This window comes from Longimicrobiaceae bacterium (assembly GCA_035696245.1).
In the GTDB taxonomy this organism is placed as follows: domain Bacteria; phylum Gemmatimonadota; class Gemmatimonadetes; order Longimicrobiales; family Longimicrobiaceae; genus DASRQW01.
In genome coordinates, this window is record DASRQW010000103.1 from 1 (window position 1) to 3799 (window position 3799).

A 3799-nucleotide genomic window follows, 5' to 3' on the forward strand; every position below is an offset into this window, starting at 1 on the left:
GATGTAGCAGTTTCGTTTGCCCCCGGCGGACAGCGCGCCTATCGTGCTTACCGGCTGTAAGCGTCGTGAGACAGCTCCTCAGCGCGTGACCGAGAACGTCACCTCTCCAACGCTCCGCCGATGAACGACTCGGGCAAGCTCGATGGGCGGTTTCGCGAGGCGGTGGGAGCCCTCGATGCGGGGGACCTGGGCGAGCTGGAGCGGCTGCTCGCGGCGCATCCCGCACTGGTCCGCGAACGGCTGGATGCGCCGGGCGACTGGCTGCGCGGGGTCGTGGGCGGGGCGCTGGACGGGTACTTCCGGCACCCGTACCTGCTCTGGTTCGTCGCGGGTAACCCGGTCCGGAACGAGAGGCTGCCTGCGAACGTCGCGGAGATGGCGCGCGCGATCATCCGCGCGGCGGAGCGCGAGTGCGTACCCAGCCTGCCCGAGCAGATCGCCTACACGCTGGGGCTCGTGTGTACCGGCCGCGTGCCGCGCGAGAGCGGAGTGCAGATCGAGCTGATCGACGTGCTGGTGGATGCGGGCGCGGAGCCGGGCTCGGGCACGGGCGCGCTCGCCGGCGGCAACCTCGCCGCGGCCGGGCACCTGATCGAGCGGGGAGGGAGGATGACGCTCGCCGCCGCCGTCTGCCTCGGCCGCACCGCCGATGCGGAGCGCCTGGCTCCACGGGCGACCGCGGAGGAGAGGCAGACGGCGCTCGCGGCCGCTGCCTTGAACGGCAACGCCGCGGGGGTGATGATGGTGCTCGGCTTCGGTGTGGAGATGGACGCCTTCGGGACGGATTTCCACCCGCACCGAACGGCCCTGCACCACGCCGTGTCCTCCGGCTCGCTGGACACGGTCAAGGTGCTCGTGGAGGCAAGGGCGCAGCTCGGGCAGCGCGATAAAGTCTACGACGGCACGCCACTCGACTGGGCGGAGCACCTGGGCTTCGACGAGATCGCCCGCTTCCTGCGGGAGCGCGGCGCACCTTCGTAGCGGAGTCTCCAGTATCCAACGAACGAAAGAGCACCGGGACGATGCGCATCGTCCCGGTGCTCTTTGCATGTGCGCCGCTGCCGTACCGAGCGGAGACGGAGACTTCCAACGTCTGCGGACCGGCCGAGCCTACGACAGCTCGGTGAAGCGGACGATGTAGCCGTTGAGGCGCTCGGAGACTTCGCCGAGGGCGGCGACGGCTTCCTCGATCTCGGCGAGGGTGGAGGCCTGGGCGCGGGCGGCCTGGGCGACGCCGCTGGCGCCCTCGCCGTTCTCGGCCGCGATTCCGGAGACGGCGCCGATCTCGTCGCGCAGCCCCACGATGCGCTCCTGCTGCTCGCGCGCGCGGGTGGCGATGCGCGCGGTGAGCCGCCCCGCGCCCCGCGCCGCCTCCACGATGCGGTCCACCGACTCCAGCGCGGTTCGGGACAGGTCGCCCACGCCAGCCAGCCGCGCCGCGCCGCCCTCGATCCGCTCGCGGGCGGCGCCCATCTGCCCGGCCACGGAGTCCACCATCTCCCGCGCCCGCATGGCCGCGTCTGCGCTGGAGTCGGCCAGCTTGCGCACCTCGTCGGCGACCACGGCGAAGCCGCGGCCGTGGTCGCCCGCGCGCGCCGCCTCTATGGCCGCGTTCAGCGCCAGCAGGTTCGTCTGCTCCGAGATCTCGGCGATGCTGCCCACCAGGGTGGAGATCTGGTCCGACGCGCCGGCCAGCCGCGCGATCTCGCGCGCCTCGCTGTCCACGAAGTCGCGCAGCTCCACCAGGCGCCCCATCGCCTCCTCGATGGCGCCGCGGTTGTCGGCGGCCAGGCGGCCGGTGTCGCGGCTCTGCCCGGCCGACGCGGCCGCATCCTCCGCCATCTCCGTGGCCGCACCGGCCAGCGCGGCGGTCATCTCCAGCCCGTGCGCCGTCCGCACGCCCTGCTCGCCGATGCGGCCGGTGATCTGCGCCGCCAGGTCGGCCACGCCCTGCCCGCTGGCCCGCAGCTGCGCGAGGCGGCCGGCGACCTCGCGGAGCTGCGCCTCCAGCTCGCGCGCGCCGCTGGTCATGGGCCGCACCAGGCTGTCCAGCTGGAGCGCCAGCGAGACCTGCCGGGCGAAGCGCTCCACCAGCCGCACCTCGGCCTGGGTGTACGCGTGGGGCCGGTGGTGCGCGATCTCCAGCAGCCCCAGAGGCAGCCGGCCATAGCGCAGCGGCTGGAGGAGCACCGAGCGCACACCGTCCACCTCGCCCACGGCGGCCTCGCGCTGCACGTCGTCCACCACTGTCGCCTGGGCCGCGCGCATGGCCGTCGCGCGCAGGTCCGCGAGCCCCGCGGCCCGCCCCGCCAGCTCGGGGGACGGGTAAACGGGGACTAGTGCGGCGCCGGTCTCGCCCGCGTAGATGTGCAGCCAGCGCCAGTCGATGAGGCGCGCGGCCAGCGTCTCGATCTGCCGCAGCGAGTCGGTGAGCGGCATGCCGGCGGCGATCACCGTCTCCATGGCGATGACCTTCCGCAGCTCTTCCGACGCGATGGACTCCACGAACATGAGGCGCACCAGCAGGCCGGCGCCGACCACGAAGGCGAGGATGAAGGCCCAGCCGTAGTCCTCGCCGTAGAAGCCGATGGCCTCGGCGATGCCCACGGCGCCCACCATCCCCAGCACCGCGACCTGGAGCTCGAAGCGCGCGAGCACCGTCCACTCGTCGCGCGTGAGCTTGCCGCGGGTGGCGAGCGAGAAGTAGAAGAGGGCGCGCGAGAAGCCGAAGTAGGCCACGAAGTACGCCGTGGCCGACGGGATGCCCAGCACGCTCAGCAGGTGCGTGGGCGCCAGCCCGCCGGAGCCGGGCACCGGGCCGGTGGCGGTGAGCGCCGCCAGCAGCACGCCCGCCGCGGCCAGCGCGGGGAAGACCTCGCGCCCGGCGTTGATGGCGGACGGATAGAGGCCCTTCCGCCGCACCAGGTCGCCCGCGAGCGCGCCCAGCCCCGCGGCGATCACGCTCTCCACCGGCATGCCCACGAGCGCGAGGGCCGCGACGGGCACCACCGTCATGGTGACGTACGCGTACTTGCTGAGCTGCACCGCGCCGTAGCGCAACGCCGCCACGCACGCGGCGCCCACCAGCGCGGCCGTCCACCCGCGCGCATTCGGCGGCGCCCACGCGACGGCGGCCACCAGCACCGCCGCGCCTCCGAAAGCCATGCCCCGTGCGTACCACGCCAGGGCCAGCCGGAGCGCCGCCGTCGCGGCCGACCGCGAGCTACGCTGGGACATGGACGGCGGCGGCTTCGGCAGAGGTGATGACCGGCACGAGCTCGAAGCCGACCAGGTCTTCCCAGCGCGCGAACCACTGCGCGAAGAGGCCCGGATCAGCTGTGCGCATCAGCTGGAAGCAGCTCGAGCGGTCGGCGGTGACCCAGCTGTCCACGTACTCCAGGCCGTCGGGGAGCATGCGGCCGGACTCACGGAAGCGCCGGTAGACGGGCTCGGGATCGCCGTCGCGGTAGCGCTCGATCACCATGTAGAGAATGGAGATGGCTCGACTCTGAAGAGGAAACGGGAGGAGAAGGCCGTCGCGCATGTGGAGGCTGCGGAAGGCGCGGCGTTCACGTTGCCGGCCTCGACGGACGGGCAGCGGCCGCGGACGCCCGGCCGAAGACTATCCTAGCGGAGCGATGCCGTCCGGCCGGATCGTAGCGTTGCGGAGGGCGGCGACGAACGGGCGCGCCGCGTCGACTCCGCCGCGGCCGAGGAGGTCCACGAGCGCGCTGCCGACGACGACGCCGTCCGCCACCGCTGCGACCGCGGCGGCCTGCTCGGGCGTGGAGATGCCGAA

At 73.3% G+C, this 3799-nt stretch carries 3 protein-coding genes; 1 reads left to right on the forward strand and 2 read right to left on the reverse strand.

The window, feature by feature from the left end:
- Window positions 1-120: 120 nt before the first annotated feature.
- On the forward strand, window positions 121-981 hold the full coding sequence (locus VFE05_04675; GenBank protein HET6229351.1) for an ankyrin repeat domain-containing protein: 861 nt from the start codon (window positions 121-123) through the stop codon (window positions 979-981).
- A gap of 129 nt (window positions 982-1110) precedes the next feature.
- On the opposite strand, the gene VFE05_04680 is transcribed toward VFE05_04675, so the two are convergent.
- Window positions 1111-3237 (reverse strand): methyl-accepting chemotaxis protein, encoded by a 2127-nt coding sequence (locus VFE05_04680; GenBank protein HET6229352.1) that lies wholly within the window; start codon window positions 3235-3237, stop codon window positions 1111-1113.
- The gene (locus VFE05_04685; protein ID HET6229353.1) at window positions 3224-3544 is read right to left on the reverse strand and encodes a DUF3303 family protein; all 321 of its coding nucleotides are present in this window, start codon (window positions 3542-3544) and stop codon (window positions 3224-3226) included. The genes VFE05_04680 and VFE05_04685 overlap by 14 nt, the downstream gene beginning before the upstream one ends.
- Window positions 3545-3799 lie beyond the last annotated feature (255 nt).